This is a genomic window from Acidimicrobiales bacterium, from assembly GCA_035547835.1.
GTDB lineage: Bacteria > Actinomycetota > Acidimicrobiia > Acidimicrobiales > Iamiaceae > DASZTW01.
Map to the genome: position 1 here is coordinate 25,665 of DASZTW010000017.1, position 16,015 is coordinate 41,679.

Annotated in this window: 17 protein-coding genes and 1 tRNA gene; 10 read left to right on the forward strand and 8 right to left on the reverse strand. The window is 71.1% G+C overall.

All coding sequences use genetic code 11. From position 1 onward, the window contains the following. Positions 1-25 precede the first annotated feature (25 nt). Together VHA73_12770 and VHA73_12775 are read left to right on the forward strand one after the other, a co-directional pair. Complete coding sequence (locus VHA73_12770; GenBank protein ID HVX18899.1) at positions 26-1,483, forward strand: DEAD/DEAH box helicase; 1,458 nt, start codon at positions 26-28, stop codon at positions 1,481-1,483. Positions 1,484-1,496: 13 nt separating this feature from the next. After that, positions 1,497-1,763: a hypothetical protein gene (locus tag VHA73_12775; GenBank protein ID HVX18900.1), complete on the forward strand. Its 267-nt coding sequence runs from the start codon at positions 1,497-1,499 to the stop codon at positions 1,761-1,763. Between the two features lie 25 nt (positions 1,764-1,788). Here VHA73_12775 and VHA73_12780 read toward each other — a convergent pair whose 3' ends face one another. The 4 genes from VHA73_12780 to VHA73_12795 are packed head-to-tail and all read right to left on the reverse strand — an operon-like array spanning position 1,789 to position 4,423. Then, a complete protein-coding gene (locus VHA73_12780) occupies positions 1,789-2,448 on the reverse strand; it encodes a hypothetical protein (GenBank protein HVX18901.1) in 660 nt (219 codons plus the stop codon). Continuing rightward, positions 2,445-3,023 (reverse strand): sigma-70 family RNA polymerase sigma factor, encoded by a 579-nt coding sequence (locus tag VHA73_12785; protein ID HVX18902.1) that lies wholly within the window; start codon positions 3,021-3,023, stop codon positions 2,445-2,447. Before VHA73_12785 ends, VHA73_12780 begins: the two co-directional genes overlap by 4 nt. Positions 3,024-3,062: 39 nt before the next feature. Next, positions 3,063-3,878 carry an SDR family NAD(P)-dependent oxidoreductase gene (locus tag VHA73_12790; protein ID HVX18903.1) on the reverse strand — a complete coding sequence of 272 codons (816 nt, stop codon included), beginning with the start codon at positions 3,876-3,878 and terminating at the stop codon, positions 3,063-3,065. Further along, positions 3,875-4,423, reverse strand: coding sequence for a carboxymuconolactone decarboxylase family protein (locus tag VHA73_12795; protein ID HVX18904.1), 549 nt, complete (start codon positions 4,421-4,423; stop codon positions 3,875-3,877). Before VHA73_12795 ends, VHA73_12790 begins: the two co-directional genes overlap by 4 nt. 40 nt (positions 4,424-4,463) lie before the next feature. Here VHA73_12795 and VHA73_12800 point away from each other — a divergent pair, with 40 nt between their 5' ends. Further along, positions 4,464-4,706, forward strand: a complete 243-nt coding sequence (locus VHA73_12800; GenBank protein HVX18905.1) for a hypothetical protein — start codon at positions 4,464-4,466, stop codon at positions 4,704-4,706. A gap of 24 nt (positions 4,707-4,730) precedes the next feature. Here the strand turns inward: VHA73_12800 and VHA73_12805 are convergent, their stop codons facing one another. Together VHA73_12805 and VHA73_12810 are read right to left on the reverse strand one after the other, a co-directional pair. Further along, positions 4,731-5,933 (reverse strand): cytochrome P450, encoded by a 1,203-nt coding sequence (locus tag VHA73_12805; protein HVX18906.1) that lies wholly within the window; start codon positions 5,931-5,933, stop codon positions 4,731-4,733. Positions 5,934-5,950: 17 nt separating this feature from the next. Further along, positions 5,951-7,078 (reverse strand): TIGR03857 family LLM class F420-dependent oxidoreductase, encoded by a 1,128-nt coding sequence (locus VHA73_12810; protein HVX18907.1) that lies wholly within the window; start codon positions 7,076-7,078, stop codon positions 5,951-5,953. 89 nt (positions 7,079-7,167) lie between these two features. Here VHA73_12810 and VHA73_12815 point away from each other — a divergent pair, with 89 nt between their 5' ends. After that, on the forward strand, positions 7,168-8,088 hold the full coding sequence (locus VHA73_12815; protein ID HVX18908.1) for an NAD(P)-dependent oxidoreductase: 921 nt from the start codon (positions 7,168-7,170) through the stop codon (positions 8,086-8,088). A 24-nt stretch (positions 8,089-8,112) separates the two neighbouring features. Here the strand turns inward: VHA73_12815 and VHA73_12820 are convergent, their stop codons facing one another. Then, on the reverse strand, positions 8,113-9,462 hold the full coding sequence (locus tag VHA73_12820; protein ID HVX18909.1) for a DUF222 domain-containing protein: 1,350 nt from the start codon (positions 9,460-9,462) through the stop codon (positions 8,113-8,115). 243 nt (positions 9,463-9,705) lie between these two features. Here VHA73_12820 and VHA73_12825 point away from each other — a divergent pair, with 243 nt between their 5' ends. The 3 genes from VHA73_12825 (at position 9,706) to VHA73_12835 (ending at position 12,347) form a co-directional block, all read left to right on the forward strand. Beyond that, on the forward strand, positions 9,706-10,986 hold the full coding sequence (locus VHA73_12825; protein HVX18910.1) for a hypothetical protein: 1,281 nt from the start codon (positions 9,706-9,708) through the stop codon (positions 10,984-10,986). A gap of 119 nt (positions 10,987-11,105) precedes the next feature. Next, a tRNA-Lys gene (locus VHA73_12830) sits at positions 11,106-11,178 on the forward strand. A 254-nt stretch (positions 11,179-11,432) separates the two neighbouring features. Then, positions 11,433-12,347, forward strand: coding sequence for a TIGR03564 family F420-dependent LLM class oxidoreductase (locus VHA73_12835; protein HVX18911.1), 915 nt, complete (start codon positions 11,433-11,435; stop codon positions 12,345-12,347). Between the two features lie 427 nt (positions 12,348-12,774). On the opposite strand, the gene VHA73_12840 is transcribed toward VHA73_12835, so the two are convergent. After that, positions 12,775-13,602 carry a phytanoyl-CoA dioxygenase family protein gene (locus VHA73_12840; GenBank protein HVX18912.1) on the reverse strand — a complete coding sequence of 276 codons (828 nt, stop codon included), beginning with the start codon at positions 13,600-13,602 and terminating at the stop codon, positions 12,775-12,777. A gap of 121 nt (positions 13,603-13,723) precedes the next feature. Between VHA73_12840 and VHA73_12845 the strand changes: the two genes are divergently transcribed. The 3 genes from VHA73_12845 (at position 13,724) to VHA73_12855 (ending at position 16,000) form a co-directional block, all read left to right on the forward strand. Then, a complete protein-coding gene (locus VHA73_12845; GenBank protein ID HVX18913.1) occupies positions 13,724-14,074 on the forward strand; it encodes a phosphomannose isomerase type II C-terminal cupin domain in 351 nt (116 codons plus the stop codon). Positions 14,075-14,435: 361 nt separating this feature from the next. Beyond that, positions 14,436-15,368, forward strand: coding sequence for an oxygenase MpaB family protein (locus tag VHA73_12850; GenBank protein HVX18914.1), 933 nt, complete (start codon positions 14,436-14,438; stop codon positions 15,366-15,368). After that, entirely contained in the window at positions 15,365-16,000 is a 636-nt protein-coding gene (locus tag VHA73_12855) for a TetR/AcrR family transcriptional regulator (protein ID HVX18915.1), read from the forward strand. Before VHA73_12850 ends, VHA73_12855 begins: the two co-directional genes overlap by 4 nt. The last annotated feature ends 15 nt before the right edge of the window (positions 16,001-16,015 follow it).

Consider the following 16,015-nt stretch of genomic DNA (forward strand, 5'->3'; position numbering starts at 1 on the left):
GACTGGAGCGACCCACCCTCGCTCCTTGAGGAGCATCGTGCAGCATCCCCCCGGCGCGCGCGCCACGTTCACCACTTTGGGAGTCCCAGGCCCCATGGTGCGCGCCCTGAAGGCTCGGGGGATCGACGACCCGTTCCCGATCCAGGCCGCCACCATCCCCGACCTGCTCGACGGGCGCGACCTGTGCGGCCGCGCCCCCACCGGGTCCGGCAAGACGCTCGCGTTCGGCATCCCGCTGGTGGCCACTGTCCACCACGGCGGCAAGGCCCAGCCTCGCCGCCCACGGGGCCTCGTGCTGGTCCCCACCCGTGAGCTGGCCGCTCAGGTGTGCCGCGAGCTCCAACTGCTCGGCAAGCCGCGAGGACCGTGGGTCGAGGCGTTCTACGGCGGCACCCCGTTCCCGCGCCAAGTTGCCGCGCTGCGCCGCGGGGTCGACATCGCGGTCGCGTGCCCCGGGCGGCTCGCCGATCTCATCAACCAGGGCTGTGTCGACTTGTCCGACGTCGAGATGGTCGTGCTCGACGAAGCCGATCGCATGGCCGACATGGGCTTCTTGCCCGAAGTCAAGCGGCTGCTCGATCGCTGCACGAGCCGCCGCCAGACCGTGTTGTTCTCCGCCACGCTCGACGGCGACGTGCAAGTCATCGTCGACCGGTACCTGACCGACCCCGCCGTGCACGACATCGGCGGCGACGATCACCACCTCGACCGCTCCGACCACCACTTCTGGAAGGTGCAGCCCACCGACCGCGTGGCGACGGCCGCCAAGCTCGTGCACCACCACGGACCGACCATGGTGTTCTGCCGCACCAAGCGCGGCGCCGACCGGGTCAGCCGCCAGCTCGAGTCAGCCGGCATCACCTCGGCGGCGATCCATGGTGACCGCAGCCAGAGCCAGCGCGATCGGGCGCTGCGCTCGTTCCACTCCGGGCAGGTCCGTGCGCTGGTCGCGACCGACGTCGCCGCGCGGGGCATCCACGTCGACGGCGTGGCTTGCGTGATCCACTACGACCCGCCGGCCGACCACAAGGACTACGTCCACCGCTCCGGACGCACCGCCCGCGCCGGCGCGACAGGTGTGGTGGTGACGCTGGTGGTGCCGGCGATGACCGGCGCGGTCAAGCGCTTGCAACGCGACCTCGAGTTGCCGTCGGGCCTCACCGTCCCCGATCCCGGGCTCCCGACCGTCGTGCGGGCAACCCCGCGGGACGACCGGCGACCCGATACAACTGAGGTCGATCCATCGCCCCGCCCAAAAGCCAAGCGCCGAAACGGATCGACGCAGTACCGAGGGGCGGGCAGCCCGCGCCGGAGGTCGGGCCAGCAACGAGCGACGTCGCCGCGGGCGACGTCGACCAAGCGCTCGAAGGCGGGCAAGAACCACAACCGCACAACCGGTGCCGGCACCAGGGCGTCCAGCTCGGCCGGCACCCGGACCAGACCAGGCCGCCAGGGCGCCAGTGGGCGCTCGGGCCGCAGATGAGGAGGTCCTCCACATGGCAACGCAACGCAACACCTTCCAGAAGCGCCAGCGGGAACGCGACCGGCAGCAAAAGCAGGCGATGAAGCGCGCCCGGCGCCTCGAGAAGAACGACCTCGACCCTGAAGAGGAAGCCGCGCCCGAAGCCGCCGCGCCGGCTGTCGACCAGGGCAAGTTGCTCGAGGAGCTCGCCGAGATCCACCGGCTGTTCGACGACGAGCAGATCGACTTCGACACGTTCGAGCAGCGCAAGGCCGACATCACCGCGCAGCTCACGGGTTGACCCGATCCGCTGCTCGGCGCGCCGCTCAGAAGTGCGCCGAGCAGTACACGCGGCCGGAGCGGTCGATGAGTGCGACCGCGCGAACCCGGGCGGTGTCGACGGTCGTGACCTTCCCCCAGGCCGGATGCTCGGCGCTGAGGTTGACGGGACCCGTCGTCGAGGTCGACCCGTCGACCATCTGGAACCGCAGCCGGTACGCGCCTTGGCCGACGCCGGGCGGCAACCACCCCGGAACCGCGATGAACACCGTCGCTGGGTCGCGGCCGAGCTCCACGCGCCCGACCCGGCCACCCGACGGCGTGATCATCGCCGCGCTGACGACGGCGCCGTGACCCCCACCTGAGCCTCGGGTGCTGCGCCAGCCGACCACCACCCCGAGGGCCACCAACACCAACGCCGCGGCGGCGGCACCGAGCCAGGCGACCACACGCCGGCGGCGCCAGATCGGGACGGCACCGGGTCCGAGGCGGTTGAGCACGCGGGACTCGAAGCCGGCCGGCGGCTCGGCCGCGGGCGCGGCCAACAAGAGGTCGTCGACCACCGCCGCCAGCGCGTCGACTTCGGCCTGGCAGGCTCCGCACGTCGCCAAGTGGTCGAGGAGCGCCGCCCGCTCGGGCCCCGCGACCAGACCGAGCGCGATCTCGGCTGCCTGTCCACGCACTTCCGCGCACGAGATGCCGCTCACGTTCCGCCTCCTCGCTCCGCCGACCCTTGCTCCGCTTCTTGGAGCGCGGCCCGCAGGCGGATGAGCCCACTGCGGATCCGGGTCTTGGCCGTCCCGAGCGGGACGGATTCGGTCTCGCTCACTTCTTGCGCGGTGCGTCCGCCATACGCGGCCAACATCACCGCGCGCCGCTGTTCGACCGGCACCGACAGCAGCGCTCGCCGCACCCGTCCCGCGAGCTCGGCCGTCTCGGCCTGCTCGCCGGGCCCCGGCCCGGGCGCGGCGAGCAACAGCGCGAGGTCGTCCGGCTCGACGGGGCGCAACCGGCGGCTCCGCACGACATCGATGGCCAAGTTGCGAGTGATGGTCAACAGCCACGGCGCCACCGGGCCGCGGCGGGCGTCGTACGCCGCCGCATGGCGCCACGCCCGCACGAACGCCTCTTGGGCGACATCTTCGGCGAGCGCGGGGTCGTGCAACACGGCGAGCGCCACGCCGAACACCCGGTGCTGGAAGCGACGGACGAACGCGACCGCGGCCTCACGGTCCCCGGCGCCGTAGCCGGCGAGCAGCGCGTCGTCCGACACTTCTCGCATGCCAGCCTTACGTGCCGCAGCGTCGGAGGGATTGCCCGCTCACCCGATGCGGGCCGCCTGACCGCCGTCGACGGCCAACACGACGCCCGTGATGAACGCGGCCTCGTCGGACGCCAGGAACAGCGCGGCGTTGGCCACGTCCCACGCGGTGCCCTGGTGGCCGAGCGGGACCAGCGACGCCCTGGCCGCGGCGAGCTCCTCGCGCGAGGTGCCGCTCGCGCCGGCGGCGGCGTCAACCGCCATCGGGGTGTCCATGAAGCCCGGCATGATCGCGTTGGCGCGGATACCGAACCGGGCGTTGTTCAAGGCGAGCGACTGCGTGAGCGCGTTCACCCCCGCTTTGGAGATCTTGTACGCCGTGAGCTTGGTGGCGGCGGCAACCGCCGCGAGCGACGAGATGTTCACGATCACACCCGCTCGCTGCTCGCGCATGATCGGCACCACGAGCTTGCACGTACGCCACAACGCCTTGAGGTTCACGTCGACGATGCGGTCCCAGGCATCTTCGGCGAGCCGGTTCGGTGTGTTGTCGCCGGCGCCGATGCCGACGTTGTTGTGCAAGATGTCGATGCGAGCGAACGCATCGAGCGCGCCTGCCGGGATCGACGCGCACGCGTCGGGATCGGAGATGTCGGCCACCACGCTCGCCGCCAGGCCACCCGCTTCGGCCACCAATCGCTCGGTCTCCGCCAACGACACCGGGTCGCGGTCGACGAGCACCACACTCGCCCCTTCCTGCGCGAACCGCAGCGCGGTCGCGCGACCGTTGCCGACCGTCTCACCCGGCGTCTGTCCGGCGCCGACGATCACCGCGACCTTGCCCTCGAGCCGGCCTCCGGCCGTGTCGGGGCTCACGCTTCACCCAACCCGGGCAGCGGGCCTTCGGTCGGCACACCGAAGCTGTTGAGCGCGCCGGCCAGCATGGCGTAGTGGCCCGACAGCAGCGGCAGCTCGACCAGCTGGCGCTCGTCGTGCGTCGCCGCCAGCGCCGACCAGGTCGCGTCGCTCATGCAGTGGTGGTCCTGGAGGTCGTCGACCATCTGGAGCACGGCCGCGTCGGCCGGGTCCCAACCGGGCGCGCCGGCACCGTCCGCCACCCGGCGGATCTCGTCGTCGGACAGCCCCGCTTCGCGCCCGATCGCGACATGCTGGCCCCACTCGTACGCGGAGCCGCACCGGTATGCGGTGCGCAAGATGATCAGCTCACGTTCGCGCGCGGTGAGCTTCGACCCGGCGAGCAGCTTGCCGCCGAACGGAAGCCACTTGCGGTACAAGCCCGGGTTGCGGACCAGGGTGGCGAAGATGTTGAGCGACGGCCCGGGACCGAGCAGCTCACGCTGCTCGCCGGTCAGGTCGTCGGGCCCGAGGGGCGCGAGACGAGGGGCGGATGGTTGGTTCATGTGCCGGAGCGTAGGGGCGATTGCCGATAGCGTCCGATACATGTCTGACTACGTGATCCCTGACCCGGAGCCGAAGGAGATCGACGAGAAGCTCGCGATGGAGCTGCGCATCCTTTCGTCGAACGCCGTGCTCAAGGGCCACCCCAGCGGTGACGAGCAGTGCGACAACTGCCTCTACTACCTCGAGGACACGGCCGAGATCTCGTATTGCTGGCACCAAAAGATCCGGATCCTCGTCGGCGCCACCTGGTGGTGCCAGTGGTGGGAGAAGGCCCCGGGCTGATCTGCCGGACGTTCAGGCGAACGTTCAGCCGGTCGTGACCGGCAGCTTCTCCCAGCCGCGGACGCTGGGCGTGTGCGCCTGCACCGCCCGGTCCCAGTCCACGTCCCACTCGGGGAAGCGGTTCAGCACCTCGTCGAGCGCGATCCGGCCTTCGAGCCGGGCGAGCGCCGCGCCGAGGCAGAAGTGGATGCCGTAGCCGAAGCTCAGGTGCTGGGGGATGTCGCGGTGGATGTCGAAGCGGTCGGCGTCGGGGAAGCGGCGCTCGTCGCGGTTGCCGGACCCGTTGAGCAGCACCATCGCGCTGCCTTCGGGCACCTCGTGGCCGTGGTGCTCGACCGCGTGGGTCATCGTGCGCGCCTGCACCGGTGAGGGGGCCTCGTAGCGCAGGATCTCCTCGATCGCGTTGGGGATCAGCGACCGGTCGGCCACCAGCTCGCGACGCTGGTCGGGATGCTCGGCGAGGAGCTTGCCGGTCCAGCCGATCAGCCGGGTGGTGGTCTCGTTGCCGGCCCCCGCGATCAACATGATGTACGTGAGGATCTCCTCGCGGGTGAGGCGCCGCGTGGTGCCGGTCTCGTCTTCGAACTCGGCCGTGAGCATCTCGGTCATGAGGTCGTCGGAGGGATGCTCGGCCCGCCAGTCGACGTAGTCCGCGAACATCGCCATCGACTCGGCACCATCGGCCATCGTGTTGACGCCCTGGGTGTAATCGTGGTCCTCGTCGATGCGCAGGCCCGCGTCGAGCCGGTCGCGGATGACCTCCTGGTCCGACTCGGGGATGCCGAGCAGCATGCCGATCGTGCGCATCGGCATCTGCGCGCCGAGGTCGGCGATGAAGTCGAACTCGCCGGAGCCCACCAGCGGGTCGAGGCTGCGGGCGCAGAACGCCCGCACTTTCGGTTCGAGCGCGTTCATCTTGCGCGGCGTGAACACCCGGGACAGCAGCCCGCGGTGCACGTCGTGGATCGGCGGGTCCTCCATCAAGATGATGCCCGACGGAAGCTCGACGTTGGCCTTGATGATCTCGAGCGTCGACCCCTTGCCGGACCGGTACGTGTCCCAGTCGACGAGTGCCTTTTGCACGTCGTCGTAGCGGCTCAGGGCGAAGAAGTCGTAGCGCTCGTTGTACCAGAGGGGCGCTTCGTCCCTCATACGCCGCCAGATCGGGTGCGGGTCCTTGTCGATCTCGATGTCGAAAGGGTCGTAATACAGGTCGGTCGACGTCATGGTGCGGTGCTCCCCCGTCACGTTCGTGCTGTTGCCACGCTCGTCCGGCCCGGGTTGGCCTCGAGCCCGTCGAAGCGGCCGGCCGGTCGGATCTCACGGTAGGCGGCGACGACCGGCGCGAGCTGATCGGGCGACGCGCCGTGCAGGATCACGCCATCGACGCCGAGGTCGAACTGTCGCAGCACCCGCTCGGCGCATCGCTCGGGCGAGCCGGTGGCGCTCGGTTCCAGCCACTCCTCGGGCAGGATCGAACCAATGTGCTCCAGCGCGGCCGTGTCGCCCTTGGCGTCGATGGCGCCGGGTACCGAGCGGACCACGTCGTCGGCCCGGAACCGCTCGAGCACGGCGGGATCCCAGTGGTTGGTCGACACGAGCAGGTCGCCGTAACCCTGCAAGTACGTGGCCATCCGGCCGACGGTCTTCTTCAGACGGAGGTCGTACGGCAATCCGTCGTGGACCACGGCGTAACACGACCAGATCCGCACCGACGCAGGGTCGCGCCCCGCCGCCTCAGCCGCGTCGCGCACCGTCTGCACGCAACGCGCCGTCGTCTCGTCGGTGAAGAAGGTGTGCAGCACCACCATGTCCATGCAGCGGCCGGCCAACGACAGCGAGTTCGGGCCGAACGCGACGAAGCCGATCGGGATGTCCTCGTCGAACGACGCGTCGAGGTGCAGCACCGGGTACTTGCCTGCAGGGCCGTCGTGGCCCAGCACGAGCTCGCCTTGGAACAGGCGCCGCAGGATGCCGACGAAGTCCTCGACTTGGGCCGTGGTGATCGGCGGCAGCCCGTACGCGTCGAACAGCGGCGCGATGCCCCGCCCCAAGCCCAGCGTGAAGCGGCCACCGGTGAGGCGATGCATGGTGGTGGCCATCGACGCGGTCACCAGCGGGTGGCGGGTGTTGTGGTTGGTGGCTGCCGTCGCGATGCCGAGCCGGTGTGACGCCGCGCCCACCGCGCCCGACAACGTGAGCGCTTCTTTGATGTTGAAGCGCTCGGAGATGAACGCGCTGCCCAGCCCGAGCGCTTCGCCTGCGGGCACTTCGTCGAGCAGTTCGGCCGGCGACTCCGGCGCGCCGGCGAGCACGTAGAACGCCAGCTCGTTGAGCGGCTCGGGTCCGGCGGCGGTCACGTCACTGGTCATCGCCGGACCCTACCGGCGACCCGTGGATCGGCGCGCGGGTCACGCGCCGTGGTTGGCTGGTCGCAGAAGCCGAGCTCGGAGGTTTCGTCGTGAAGGTGTTCGTCAGTGGTTCGACGGGCGTGGCGGGACGCAGCGCGGTGCCCGCGCTCGTCGCGGCCGGTCACGAGGTGACCGCCGCGGTGCGGTCGGAGGCCAAGGCCCACCAAGCGCGCTCATCGGGCGCCACCCCCCTGATGGTCGACTTGTTCGACGCCGACGCGGTTCGTGCGGCGCTCGACGGACACGAAGCGGTCTGCAACCTGGCCACCCACATCCCGCCGTTCAGCCGCGCCGGCCTGCCGGGCGCATGGAAGGAGAACGACCGGATCCGCCGCGAGGTGTCGGCCAACATCGCCCGAGCCGCAGTGGCGGCCGGGGTCGCGGTGTGGGTGCAGGAGTCGGTCAGCTTCGTGTACGCCGACCACGGCGACGCGTGGATCACCGAGTCGGTCGCGCCCGGTGGCGGCAAGGTGACCGAGAGCTCGCTCGAGGCCGAGGCCAATGCCCGCGGCGCCGAGGCGGGCGGCGTGCGGCCGGTCGTGTTGCGCTTCGCGCAGTTCTACGGCGCCGGCACGGTGCACTCCCAGGCGATGTTCCGCATGGCGCGTCGGCGGCTGTCGCCGATCGTCGGCCGGCCGGAGGCGTACTTGTCGTCGATCCACACCGACGATCTCGGGCCGGCCATCGCGGCCGCGCTCGACGCGCCAGCCGGCACGTACAACGTGGTGGACGACCAGCCGGTCACCCGCCGGGAGCTGCGAGCGATGTTCGAGTCCGCCCTCGGCAGGCGGCTGGTGCAGATGAGCCCGGGCATGTCGAAGCTCGGCGGTTCGAGCCTGGAGCCGGTGAGCCGGTCGTTGCGCATGTCGAACAAGGCCTTCAAGGACGCCACCGGCTGGGCGCCGACGTTCGTCTCGTGCCTCGAGGGATGGCCGGCCGTGATCGACACGCTGCGCGGCCGCGGCGGCTGAGCGGCCGCGTGTGGTCGGCCAGGGTCAGGCGGCTTCGCCGTCGGCGGGTGGCGGCCGGTTCGGCGGTTCGGGTGGTGGGCGGTGTCGTCGTGGTGGGCGGGGTGGGTAGCGGGGCGGCAACCGGTTGGGTCGCCGGCGTTCGATCTCGGTGCCGTCGGGACGGGTGAACCGCAACTCGCCGTCGTCGCCGCGTGCGGCCGCGAAGCCGCCCTCGTGCACCAGATGGTGGTGACGCGAACACAACAACGCCAGGTTCGCCAGGTCGGTCGGGCCGCCGGCTTCCCACCGCACCAGGTGGTGTGCTTCGCACCACTGGCCGGGCCGGTCACAACCAGGGAACACACAGCCCTTGTCGCGCACGAGCAACGCCCGACGCTGATCCTCGCTCGCCAACCGCACCGACCGGCCCAACTCCAACACCGCGCCGTCCGCGGTGGCCGCCAACGTCACGATCCCGTCACACGACAGGCGCCGCACCATCTCGGGATCGACCCGGCCCCCACCATCGACCTCACACACCGCACCCAACGGCGCCACCCCACCCGCCGGGCCGTCCAACAAGTCCGCGTCGACCAAGGCGATCACGCTCGGCCGCGCCGGCACCCCACCACGGCCGGCCGTCGCCCGCCTGGTGAGCTCCATCAACGCCTCCGACCGCCGCCACGCCGCGCTCCGGGGCACTTCCTCCGACCCCACCCCGCTCCCAACCACCGGTCCACCGGCTCCTCCACCGCCCGCCTTGTCGGCGTCGGCGTCGGTGTCGAGGTCGCGGACGATGGCCTGCAACGCCCGGCTGAACGCGCTGCCCCACTCCGCGTCGAGCCGACCCTTGATGATGTGCGTCCCGTCAAACGTCTCGGACACGAACAGCTCGCACCGGTCACGCGGATCGGGCGCCGGCCCATCCGGGCGCACCGTGCGCTCCCAATGCGCCAACAACTGCCCGCACTGATCGACCGTCAACGGCTCACACCACCCCACCAGGTCGGCCTCGGCCTCATCGAACCGCTCGGCCAGATCCTCGCGGCGCGCCTCAGCCAACAACCGGGCCTTGCCGGCACCGATCCGACCTGCCTCCAGCGCCGCCACCGTCACCGGCATGCACGCCAGGCGACGAGCCACCCGCAACTCGCGCAACGCGTCGGACCGGCTCACCTCCCCCTGACTCGCACGCCACGCCGCCGGCGACACCGCGCCGTCGACCGCCCACACCTGCCGCTGCTGCCACGCCGCCAACACCCGCGACCGCGCCAACAACACCTGCGCATCAAACCGGTCGAGCTCGGCCAACCAGTCATTCAACTCCGCGTCGGTCGCCGCGCCAGGGTCCGCGGCCACCGCCTCGAACCACCTCGCCTCACCGATTCCGAACATATGTACGAGACTACCAGCCACCTACGACACTTCCAACGGTGGTTCGTGCACTTTCCGGAACGCCTTCCGGCATCGCTCATCGGTCGCGGCGACGCCCCCAGGTGCGGCCGCCGCCACCCGAAGTCGGTCGGTTGCGCGATTAAACGCCACAAACCGGACACGCCGCGCGGGACGAAACCCACCCAGGCGCCAAACCTGTCGTCAAGTGGCCCGGCGGCGGGCCGGGGCGAAAGCGGGCGTGCGATGGGCAGGCGGATCTGGGCGCTGATGTCGGTGGCCACCCTCGCGTTGGCCGTCATGGTGAGCTCGGGTGGGGCGGCGAGCGCGGACCCGATCTCGAGCACCGGCCCGCTCACGTCGATCACGACGACACCCGACCTCAACTGCGCGGTCAACCACGCCGGCGACACCGACGGCGAGTGGTACGGCGGCACCGCGTGCGGCACGTTCGTGGCGACCGGCGGATCGGTCTACGGCCCCGTCAGCGTGCCGGCCGGCTTCTCGCCGTCGCGGTGGACGCCGGTGAGCCAGTCCAACTCCGGAAGCGGCTCGGCGGCCTCGCCGTTCACGATCACCACCGCCGTCACCAACGGCGTCGGCCTCGACGTGACGCAAGTCGACTCGTACGTCGAGGGCCAGGAGTCGTACCGGACCGACGTCACGCTGCACAACACCACCGCCGCGCCGATGCCGGTCATCTTGTACCGAGCCGGCGACTGCTACCTGGCGGACAGCGACGTGGGCTTCGGCCGCGTCGACGGCAGCGCGCCGACCTGTGTGGCCGTCGACCCGACCACCCATGCTGCGGGAACACGGGTCGAGCAACTGCTGCCCCTCACCGGCGGCAGCGACTACGTCGAGGACTACTACGGCACGGTGTGGAGCGACGTGCACTCGGGCGCGCCCCTGCCGAACACGTGTGCCTGCAGCACCGCGATCGACAACGGCATGGGCTTGAGCTGGTCGGCCACGCTCGCACCAGGGGCATCCGCGTCGTTCGCGCATCTCACCACGTTCTCGCCCACCGGCCAGGTCCCCGTGCAAGTCGACATCCAGGCCGACGCATCGACCGCGATCGCCAGCAGCACCGACGGCTACACGGTCACGATGACCAACGACAACGCCACGCCCGCCACGATCGACTCCGTGGCGACGCAACTGCCGCAGGGGTTCAGCTACCAGACGGGCACCACCACCGGCGCCACCACCGCCGACCCCCAGATCAACGGGCAGACGATGACCTGGAGCGGGCCCTTCACGATCCCTGCCCACGGTACGGTCACGTATCACTACGACGTCACGGTCGCGAGCACCGACGGGCACTACGAGAGCTCGGTCGACGGCGCCTCGTCCACCGCCACCGTCGCCAACTCGCTCGACACCGCGCCCATCGACGTCGCCGCCGTGCAGCCGCTCCCGGCCTTCCCGGTGAAGGGCCTACCGATCGCCGGGTTGATCGTGGTCGCCGCTGCGGGCGTCGTGGTGTGGCGCCGCCGGCGCTCGCGCACCCAGCACACCGCCTGATCCTGCAGCGTCAGGCCGCCTCGGCCGGGTTCACCTGAGCCGGGGGCCGGGGGGGTGTCGCGGAGCCACGACCCCGCGCCGGACGTGGCGCTCGGCCCTGACGGTTAGGTTGCATCCCAGGGCCGCTAGCTCAATTGGCAGAGCCGCGGACTTTTAATCCGTTGGTTGTGGGTTCGAGTCCCACGCGGCCCACTGCGCCTCACCACCGAGGTCCCGCGCGGAGCGGCCCGCCGAGTGCCGGAGAGCGACGGCGGAGCGAAGGCGTCCCGCCTCGAGGTACCTCGTGAACACCCTGGCTTCGCGGCTGGCACCTGCTGGGTCGGGGTCGGGACCTCGGGCATTCGCGCCGGTCGGGTCGGAAGAATCGAAGCGCGGCGGCAGACTCGTGTCACCATCCGCACCAGGTGGCCCCCGCACCGAGGTGACCCACTCGAAAGGATCACACCATGCGCATCGGCCTCCCCGGGATCGGCAGCTCCCTCGATCGCATCGTCCACCAAGCCGAGCGCGCCGAGGCCGACGGCTTCTCGAGCCTCTGGTACGCCAGCGGAACGCTCGGGGACCCGCTCGTCGGCATGGCGGTCGCGGCTCGGGCCACCACGTCGATCGAGGTCGGCACCGCCATCGTCCAGACGTACCCGTGCCACCCCATGCTGCTCGCCGCCCGCGCCAACGCCACGACCGAGGCCATCGGCACCGCCGGGCGGTTCACGCTCGGCATCGGCCCGTCGCACCAACCGGTGATCGAAGGCATGCTCGGCCTGTCGTACGACCATCCCGGCCGTGACACCGAGGAGTACGTGCAAGTGCTCGCGCCGCTGCTGCGGGGCGAAGCCGTGAGCTTCCACGGCGAGGCCTACCAGGTCAACGCCGGCCCGCTCGCGCTCTCGCCCGCCGGCGAGACCCCGGTCCTGATCGCAGCGCTCGGGCCACGGCTGTTGCGCATCGCCGGCCGGCACACCGCCGGCACCGTCACGTGGATGGCCAACGCCCGCGCCATTGGCGAGCACGTGTCGCCGCGGATCCGCAAGGCCGCTGGGGATGCCGGGCGCGCCGAGCCTCGCATCGTGGCCGGGCTGCCGGTGGCCGTGCACGACGACGTCGACGAGGCACGCCAAGTCGCCGCCAAGTCGTTCGGCATGTACGGCACCTTGCCCAACTACCAGCGGATCTTGGAGCGCGGCGGCGTGTCGGGACCGGCCGACGCGGCGATCGTCGGCGACGAGGCCTCGGTGGCCGCGCAGCTGCAGGCGCTCGTCGACGCAGGCGTCACCGACGTCTGGGCCGCGCCGTTTCCGGTGGGCGACGACCGCCAGGCCTCGCGCGACCGCACCCGCGACCTCCTCAAGTCCCTGCTGTGAGCACTTGACCACCCCCACAGTGGCTGAGCGCTCACAGCACGAGGGGGCAAGGACCCCGAAGACCCCGCTGTGAGCACTTGACCACCCCCACGGTGGCTAAGTGCTCACAGCACGAGGGGGCAAGGACCCCGCAAGACCCCGCTGTGAGCACTTGACCACCCCCACGGTGGCTAAGTGCTCACAGCACGAGGGGGCAAGGACCCGCAAGACCCCGCTGTGAGCACTTGACCACCCCCACAGTGGCTGAGTGCTCACAGCACGAGGGGGCAAGGACCCGCAAGACCCCGCTGTGAGCACTCGACCACCCCCACGGTGGCTGAGTGCTCACAGCACGAGGGGGTTGCCAGGTCACGCCGGGGCGGTCAGCACGAGGGGGCGGGCGGCCGGGGTGGGCCGAGGGGCTGGTCCGACGGCGGCGGCGGCGCGGTCAGAGCAGGATGTTGTCCTCGTGGTCGGCGGGGGCGCCGGGCGGGCGGTCGCCGAGCCAGATGCGACGGTCGAGATCCTGCGCGGGGGTGAGCTCGTCGGCCACGAGGGCGCCGTCGGCGTAGTAGATGACGGTCATCACGGTGCGGAGCTGGTCGGTGTGGTTGCGGCCCGCCGAGTGCAGCGTCCACCCGCCGTGGAAGGTGGCGTCGCCGGCGTGCAGCGCGCCGTACGTGTGCGTCGGGATGCCCTGCTGCTCGAGGAGTGCCGCGAACTCGACGTCGCCTTCCTTGCTGATGGCCTTGCCGCGGAGGTCGCCGAGCAGGTGGCTGCCCGAGGCGAACGTCATAGAGCCGACCTCGGGGTCGAGGTCGATCATCGGCATCCACATCGTGATCATGCGGTCGGTGTCGAGCGGCCAGTAGTAGTGGTCCTGGTGCCACGGGGTGCGGCCGCCGCCCGGCCCCTTGCACAGCGCCTGGTCGTGATAGAGCCGCACCCGCTCCACGCCGAGCAACTTGGCGGCGACCTCGGCGAACCGGCGGGCGAGCACGAACCGGGCGATGCGCTCGTCGACCCGCCAGAGGTTGAACGACTGGAGGAACGCCCGGTCGAGGCTGCCCTCGGGACCGATCTGTTCCTTGTTGCGGGCGTGCTCGATGGCGGCCGTCTCGATCAGCGGGTGGTAGGCCGCCGCTTCCCCGGGCGAGCACAGGCCCGGCACCATCGCGTGGCCGTTGGCGGCGAAGCCGGCGATGACCGCGGCGTCGAGGTCGTAGGACCCGTCGAGGTCGGGTGGGGCGACGGTCGTCGCCTTCGTGTCGGTCATCTCCGCCTGCCCCCAGCGACTTGGTCAACGCGAGGGACCTGAGCTTTGCTGGCGGGCCGCCGCGTTGTCAACGACGGCGGCGGTCCCTGCCCCGCGGGGCGGCACGCGCCACACTTGGCCGGTGACCGCAGAGCACGACGAGCGTCCCTGGGGCTCCTACACCGTCTTGGACGACACGCCCACCCACAAGGTGAAGCGCATCGAGGTGCTGCCTGGCAAACGGCTCAGCTACCAGCGCCACCAGCAACGGGCCGAGCACTGGTTCATCGTGTGCGGCGAGGCCGACGTCACCCTCGATGGCGCTCCCCACCACTTGGTGGCCGGCGAAGCGGTCGACATCCCCCGCGGCGCGGCCCACCGCATCGCCAACCCGGGCGACGACACGATGGTGTTCGTCGAGGTGCAGCACGGCACGTACTTCGGCGAGGACGACATCGAGCGCCTCGAGGACGACTACGGCCGGGCCGGCTGATCAAGGCCGCACCATCTGACCAAGGCCGCACCAGCTGACCAAGGCCGCACCAGCTGACCAAGGCCGCACCAGCTGACCAAGGCCGGACCACCTGACCAAGGCCGGACCACCTGACCGCCGCCGGGCCACCTGACCGCCGCCGGGCCACCTGACCAAGGCCGGGCCAAGGCCGCACCAGCTGACCAAGGCCGCACCAGCTGACCAAGGCCGCACCGGCTGACCAAGGCCGGGCCAGGCCGGCTGACCGCCGCCGGAGGGAACACCTCCGCCGCCACCCGAACGTGACCTGGCAGACGACGCCGCTGACGGCCGAATCACCGGGAACCTTGCCATGGCGAGCAGTGGTACATAATCTGTGCTTATGTACCAACCCACGGATGCAACCGCGGCCCCCGGCGCGGCGCCACACCCGGAGCTCGGACCCGATTCGCTGCTGTGGCGCTGGGCGGGCGACACCAGGATCGCGTTCATGGCCGGCACCATCGGGCTGTTGCAGACCATGCACCCCGCCATCGGCCAGGCGTTGATCGACCACTCCGACTTCTTCGACGACCCCGCCGACCGCGTGTTCCGGTCGCTGCCGGAGATCCTCGGCACCGTGTACGACGCGCCCGACGCGCCCACCGGCCGTTCCGTGCGCGACGCGCACCGCGACATCAAGGGCGTGCATCCGAGCGGCGAGTCGTACCACGCCCTCCAGCCCGACACGTTCTGGTGGGCCCACGCCACGTTCCAGTTCATGGTGGAGCAGGTGATCGACCGCTTCGATCGCCACCAGCTCACCAACGGCGAGCGCGACCGCCTCTACGCAGAAGGCGTGGCCTGGTATCGACGCTATGGCGTGAGCGAGCGCCCGGTGCCGCCGAACCGTGCGGCCTTCCAAGAGGTCTGGGACCACTACTGCGCCGAGGTCCTCCAACCCAACCCGGCGTCGGACTGGCTGATCGCCACGATCCTCGCCGACCGCATCCCGAAGGTTCGCATCCCGCTCCCCAACCTGCCCGCATGGACCATGCCGGTGGTCAACACGCGCACCACCCGCAAGCTGCTCCAGCCGGGAGTGCGGATCACCGGCTTCGGGGGCCTGCCACCGATCGTGCGGGAACGGTTTGACATCCCGTGGACCCGCGCCGACCAGGTCGAGCTGCGCGCGCTGGAGACCGCCATCGCCCGCGGCTGGCCGCTGGTGCCGTGGCATCTGCGGTGGCAGCCGCGTGCGAAGGCGGGCTGGCGCCGCGAAGGGGTCGGCCGGCGCGGATCGACCAGCCCGCTGCGCCGCCGCTCCGCGGCATGAGCCGGCGCCGACCTGACATCCAGCTGGGCTCCGTGCTGGCGGCGGTCGGCGCTGCGGGCCACCACGACGCCACCTCGAACGTCGTGCTCGATGCGGGGGAGCAGCTCCTGCGGCGCTACGGCCTGCACCGCTGGACCATGGCCGACGTGGCCGACGCCGCGCACCTCGGTCGCACCACGGTGTACCGCTCGTTCGCCAACCGCGACGACCTGGTCCACGCCGTGCTGGCCCGCGAGCTCCACCAGACCCTGGCGGCGATCGCCGGCGCAGTCGAGGCCGAGACCAGCATCGAGGACAAGGTCGTGGCCGCCGCAGTGGTGGGGCTCCGGGCACTGAACGGCTCGGTCGTCGACCAGCTGCTGCACAGCGACCCGGCCACGTTCCTACCGTTCCTGACCACCGACGCCGGGCCGCTGCTGGCGATCGCCCGCACGTCGTTGGCCTCGCAAGTGCGGGCGTTCGACCCGGCCATCGACCCACGGCTGGCCGAGGAAGTCGGCGAAGCCGCGGCCCGCCTCGGTCTGTCGTTCATCTTGACCCGCGACAGCGTGGTGCCCCTCGACGACCCGGTCGCCGCCCGCCAGTCGGTCCGCCGCCTGCTCCAACCCCTGCTGACCACGCTGCGCGCCTGACGGCCGTGCCGAAGC